Genomic DNA, 4944 nt, shown 5'->3' with positions numbered 1-4944 from the left:
AGAGCCTCAGCACGAGAAGCTGCTGCTGGCCCTGTGGAAGCGCATGACCCAGCTGTACGGCCACAAGTGGTCGTCCCAGCACGCTCTGTACGACTCCGAAGCGGATAAGGCTGCCGGCTGCTACAGCGAGGATTTCATGCTGTGGGTGAAGAAGACCCAAGATCTGAGCGAGATGGCATGGCGCCGTGGTATGAACTACGTCGAGTACAGAAACCAGGAGGCGGCCCAGCAGGGCGAGTTCGACAGCTGGCCACCCAACTACGCCGAGTTTGTTGGTATGTGTATACCAGCCCCTGGAGAGCACATATTCCGGACGTTTGAGCCCCCGAAACTGCCCAACAAAACTGCTCAGGAGCGATCCAAAGTGGTTGGACGCCAGACACTGGATAACCTGAAATCCCTGTTTGCAGAGACAGAGGAGTGAATCTTTCACCTGGTGGAAAAGATGGTCAATGAAATCAGCATTCGCGAGCGCTTGTGGGAGTGGTCCAGGGCCTATCCTGAACGTGCGGGGGATTCAGTGAGCTGGCCCCGTATGGCGGCATTTGGCCGCAGGATGCTATCAGGGCGCAGGGAGAGCCCGGTACCGATAGATTACGAGAGAGCAGCCCTTACGGATGCTGCAGTATTGGCTTATCTAAATGTGATTGCCAGGCGCCAGGACAAGGAGAAGGCTGCGTTAGAGAGGAAGGTTTTTTGGTTGAGGTATTACTACCGGTGGGAAATGCGAGAGACCTGCATAAGGGTGAAGCGATCCAAAGCCTGGGTGGAGAATATGTGTAACTTAATCGAGGGAACGGCAGAGGCACTTTATTTGGCGGATAATGCCGCATAACTGTATTTAAATACAAGCTGTATGTATTGACAGCCTAGGCGTGAAGATACTATATTCAGATAAGCTGTCGCGAAGTATGCGCAGCGGGACCATACCCCCCTTTGAAAGCCCCGTCTGGTTAATCCGGCGGGGCTTTTTTATGGCTGTAATTCGACTGTTTACTCCAGAGCCACTGCCCCTATAGATGAAGCCCTTAGATGCTTTTCAGTAGTCAAGCGCTGGAACAGGTAAGTTCGTAACTGGAGTTCTCTGAATGTTAGGTGAACCTGATTAAGAGTTGAAATCTATTAGCTTGTAGCCTATCTGGCTGGTACAGAGTAAAGGCTATCACTGGCCCGTGTTTTTATAAAAATTGTGGCTGGGCATCAGATACCAGAGAACGCCCGCCACCAAATATTGCACGGGGATATTTCCAGCTAAGTTTGCCTGCTCGGTTCGATCAGCTAACACCATCAACAGCATACTGGTCGCATATGCTAGATTTAACCAGATAGTGAACCAGATTAAACTGATGTTGGCAGCGGGATTTTTGGCGGCACGAATTAGGAATATGCCCAGCATGGCGAGTAGAATAAAAATAAGCAGTTCGTACTCATGCTGCGGCGGCGTCCATCCCCATCCTGCAGGCCATATCCATGCCATCATCGGATAAATGGCTAAGATAAAAAGCAGACCTATAACCTTCAGGGCAATGGGGAGGCTCTTGGCGCGAGTAATGTCATCCATAGTTTGCTCCAGAGCGGAGACCGCTTTTAAGTTGATTTAGCTGCAGTCAATAATATAGATGAACTAGGGCCTAGTTCGCTTGGCGAAGACTTTTTTGTGTTCGCAATTCGACTGTTTGCCTTGGAGTCACTGCTTCCCTATGGAAGAAGTCCTCAGATGCTTTGCAATAGCTAAGCGTTGAAACAGGTGGATTCTCTATAACGATTTCCAGCTGAAGCTCGTAGTGGTTCACCCTGATGATTTTGAGTTCATGGGGTTTCCACAAGACTGGTTGGGGATTTCAGTGAAGCCGCTTGGTTAAGAATGGTCTAGCGCCAGTTACTTACTTTCACTGTCCAGTCGTTGTAACAATTTAACGTTCCTGGGCATTAAATACCAAAGGATCCCGGCAATTAAATACTGTACGGAGATATTTCCGGCCCAGTTTACCATTTCGACTCGATTAGCTACCATCATCACAAGCATGGTGGTACCACACACCAAGTTCACCGAAATAGTGAACCAGATCAGACCAATGTTTGCAGCGAGATTGCGGCCAGCAAGAATTAAATAAACGCCCAGAGTTGCGTATAGCGCCAGACCAATTAGTTGAAATTCGTGATACGGCGGTATCTTTCCCCATCCCGTAGGCCATGCCCATAGCATCATCGGGTAAACGCCAAAGATATAAAATAGACCTATAGCCTTCAGGGCAATGGGGAGACACTTGACGCGAGCGGTGCCGTCCATGGTTTTTTCCAGAGCGGAGACCGCTTTTAAATTGTTTTGGCCACGGCCAATAATATAGACTAGATAGCTTTCAATTAGTCTAGTGCGGTTTTTTGGGGCGTCACGTCGTCTTTTTGATCCAAAGTTACTGCCCTATACGGATGCAACCCTCGGATGCTATGCAATAGCCAGGCGCCAGTTACTCACTATCGCTGTGCAGTCGTTGTAATAATTTAATGTTTTTGGGTATTAGGTACCAGAGAACCCCAGCAATTAAATACTGTGCGGGGATCTCACCGATCAAGTTATCTTCAAGGACTTGATCAGGTGCCAGCATAAAAAGTAAAAGACTGATGGTTGCATGTACCAAGCTCAACCAAATTACGAGCCAAACCAGAACGAGGTTAGCAATGGGATGTTTAGCGGCGAGCAACAGGAATACCCCCAGAGTTGCATAGGTTCCTATAATAGTATATTCGTATTCGGGCTGCCGTGGTGTCCATCCCCATCCTTCAGGCCACCACCATTCCATTAACGGGTAAATAGCAAAGGTAAAAAACAAGCCTATAATCATCATGACAATGGTGAGGCATTTGATACGGGTGATGTCATCCATAGCCTTCCCCTGGGCGGAGACCGCTTTTAAGTTGATTTTGTCGCAGTCAATAATATAGACGAAATAGTTCCTGGCCTGCCCCGTGCGGGCTTTTTTGTATCTGGTACTCCCATGCTTGAAAACGACTACTTCACTGAAGAGGAGTTGTCCTGCCGCTGTTGCGGGAAACTCCACTTCTCGGATGATACGCTGCGCCGATTGATCAGGGTCAGGGTGCGCTTCAACAAGCCTATGGTGATCAACTCCGGTTATCGCTGCCAGGACCATTGCGCCAGTATTGGCTCCACCATGACACACACTACCGGGCAGGCTGTGGATGTATCAGTTTCTGGTGGGCGTGCCTATGAGCTGCTGGGGATCGCGCTGGAGGAAGGGTTTACCGGCATTGGAGTGAAGCAGCATGGTCCTCATAGCGGGCGATTCCTGCATCTGGACGATCTTGGAGCTATTCCGGGCAAGCGTGACGGCCCCACAATCTGGAGCTACCCAAGGTAGGGCGTATGAAGGGAGTGGCACAGAATTGATTTCGAGACAGTAATCAGGATAATAGTGGTCATGGTGATCAGTATATAAATGTTAAATGCCCATGAAAGCTATCGTATCTGTTTCCCTAATGTTACTCGCAGGCTTCGCTAATGCACTTACATGTTCCAACTATGAGCCGCCAAGCAACGGCAAATTTATTCTTGAAACCGAGCATGGGGTTACTTACTTCTCTGTGCCGACAAAGTTAGATGGAAGCTCTTTGGAGTCAGTAATATTGTGGGCTTACCCAAAAGCTAAAGGTGTGGCTGGAGAGCTAGCAGCTCCTTTGGCTTTCAAAGTAAGTGGAGGCTTTGCAAAAGGTCAATTTGCAGTCACTTCTCCATTTCTAGAGGCTAAAGTAACTGCAGCATATTCCAAGGAAATCTGTGGCCCGAGGCTAGAGGCAAATGTCAGCATTTAACAAAGCCAGGCAGTATGCTCCGGGCCTTCGGCCCTCTGCGGGACGTCTTACCTTGTGCACATTTTGCACGGGTCGCTTCGCTCCCACTTTTTTCGCGCAAAATGCGCACAAGGTAAGCTGTCCCTGCTGTGGGCGTTAGGTTTCAATCAGCCATATGAAAAAATATACTTTATCCTTTCTTTTCCTGGTTTGTGCATCTTTAGCACATGGCTCCCTCCCGCCTCCTTGCGGATGGGAGATCATGAACATCCATGAAAAAAATCCGAAACTAGATGGGTTCGCGATTCAGCAATACCCTGATTGGGATAAAGATAGAAAGATTTATAAAGATGGGCATCCTTATATTGTCTTCTTCAAGTTTAAGGGCAGTATGGATCATATAGTTTTCTACTCTGCTTCCGGCCAAGTAATGGGTGGTGAGTGGGAAAAACTACCTGATAGTCATTGGGATAAATACAAGTTACAGGATATTGATGAGCTATATCATGAGTGTCGTGGACATCATACTTTGAGTACTCCGCGTAAAACCTAACAAGCGTAAGCAGTTTGCTACGGTCCGTTGGGCCTCCGCGGGACGCCCAACGCTATGCACATTTTGTGTGGGTCGCTTCGCTCCCAGTTTTCCACAAAATGTACATAGTATTGGTCGACCCTGTTGCGGGCGTTATGAGTCATTAATAAGGAGCATCGCGTGAGTTTAAACTTTTGGTTAATGCTGGGAATTTTTATCGTCGGCATAATCGCACTCATTGGCTTTTTCAAAACCAAAACTGGAGGGTATGGCAGATTTTCAACTAGTACATTTTTAATACTAATTTCGATTATCGTGTCATCATTGTTGTACTCAGCTGGGAAGCTCGACAGTCAAATAATGGCAAACGTTCTTTTTGCTGTAATTGGTTTTGCTGGTGGCCTATTTACGGGTAAAGAAAACAATAGCGGTTCAAGTAAAGGGAGTGATTCAGGCCGAGTTATTGTCAATTTTGGTGTTCAAAAAGCCAGATTAAGCAGCGCTCTGGTCGGCTGTTGACACCTCCTCTCCATCTTTGAACTTCACTCCGGTGATGACCTTGGCCAGGCAGTCAAAGCCCCGGAGTTTTCTCCACTTTCCCT

Annotated in this window: 9 protein-coding genes; 6 read left to right on the top strand and 3 right to left on the bottom strand. The window is 48.0% G+C overall.

Translation table 11 applies throughout. The features are described from left to right. Together ACL7TT_RS20355 and ACL7TT_RS20350 are read left to right on the top strand one after the other, a co-directional pair. On the top strand, window positions 1-424 hold a 424-nt coding region (locus ACL7TT_RS20355; protein WP_413398009.1), incomplete at its 5' end, for a hypothetical protein. Window positions 425-445: 21 nt separating this feature from the next. Then, window positions 446-835, top strand: coding sequence for a hypothetical protein (locus ACL7TT_RS20350; RefSeq protein ID WP_413398008.1), 390 nt, complete (start codon window positions 446-448; stop codon window positions 833-835). A 327-nt stretch (window positions 836-1162) separates the two neighbouring features. Here ACL7TT_RS20350 and ACL7TT_RS20345 read toward each other — a convergent pair whose 3' ends face one another. The 3 genes from ACL7TT_RS20345 to ACL7TT_RS20335 form a co-directional block, all read right to left on the bottom strand. Then, window positions 1163-1561 carry a DUF6632 domain-containing protein gene (locus tag ACL7TT_RS20345; protein WP_299947576.1) on the bottom strand — a complete coding sequence of 133 codons (399 nt, stop codon included), beginning with the start codon at window positions 1559-1561 and terminating at the stop codon, window positions 1163-1165. 318 nt (window positions 1562-1879) lie between these two features. After that, a complete protein-coding gene (locus tag ACL7TT_RS20340) occupies window positions 1880-2290 on the bottom strand; it encodes a DUF6632 domain-containing protein (protein WP_299947574.1) in 411 nt (136 codons plus the stop codon). A gap of 178 nt (window positions 2291-2468) precedes the next feature. After that, the gene (locus ACL7TT_RS20335) at window positions 2469-2885 is read right to left on the bottom strand and encodes a DUF6632 domain-containing protein (RefSeq protein ID WP_299947572.1); all 417 of its coding nucleotides are present in this window, start codon (window positions 2883-2885) and stop codon (window positions 2469-2471) included. Window positions 2886-2996: 111 nt separating this feature from the next. Here ACL7TT_RS20335 and ACL7TT_RS20330 point away from each other — a divergent pair, with 111 nt between their 5' ends. From ACL7TT_RS20330 to ACL7TT_RS20315, 4 genes are all read left to right on the top strand, one after another. Next, window positions 2997-3380, top strand: a complete 384-nt coding sequence (locus ACL7TT_RS20330; protein ID WP_413398007.1) for a D-Ala-D-Ala carboxypeptidase family metallohydrolase — start codon at window positions 2997-2999, stop codon at window positions 3378-3380. Window positions 3381-3471: 91 nt separating this feature from the next. Beyond that, complete coding sequence (locus tag ACL7TT_RS20325; RefSeq protein WP_413395158.1) at window positions 3472-3831, top strand: hypothetical protein; 360 nt, start codon at window positions 3472-3474, stop codon at window positions 3829-3831. Between the two features lie 154 nt (window positions 3832-3985). Next, window positions 3986-4363 carry a hypothetical protein gene (locus tag ACL7TT_RS20320; RefSeq protein WP_413398006.1) on the top strand — a complete coding sequence of 126 codons (378 nt, stop codon included), beginning with the start codon at window positions 3986-3988 and terminating at the stop codon, window positions 4361-4363. A 159-nt stretch (window positions 4364-4522) separates the two neighbouring features. Then, window positions 4523-4861, top strand: coding sequence for a hypothetical protein (locus ACL7TT_RS20315; protein ID WP_413398005.1), 339 nt, complete (start codon window positions 4523-4525; stop codon window positions 4859-4861). Window positions 4862-4944: the final 83 nt, after the last annotated feature.

Source organism: Microbulbifer jejuensis, from assembly GCF_047289955.1.
GTDB lineage: Bacteria > Pseudomonadota > Gammaproteobacteria > Pseudomonadales > Cellvibrionaceae > Microbulbifer.
This window is presented reverse-complemented; position numbering and strand designations above follow the sequence as displayed.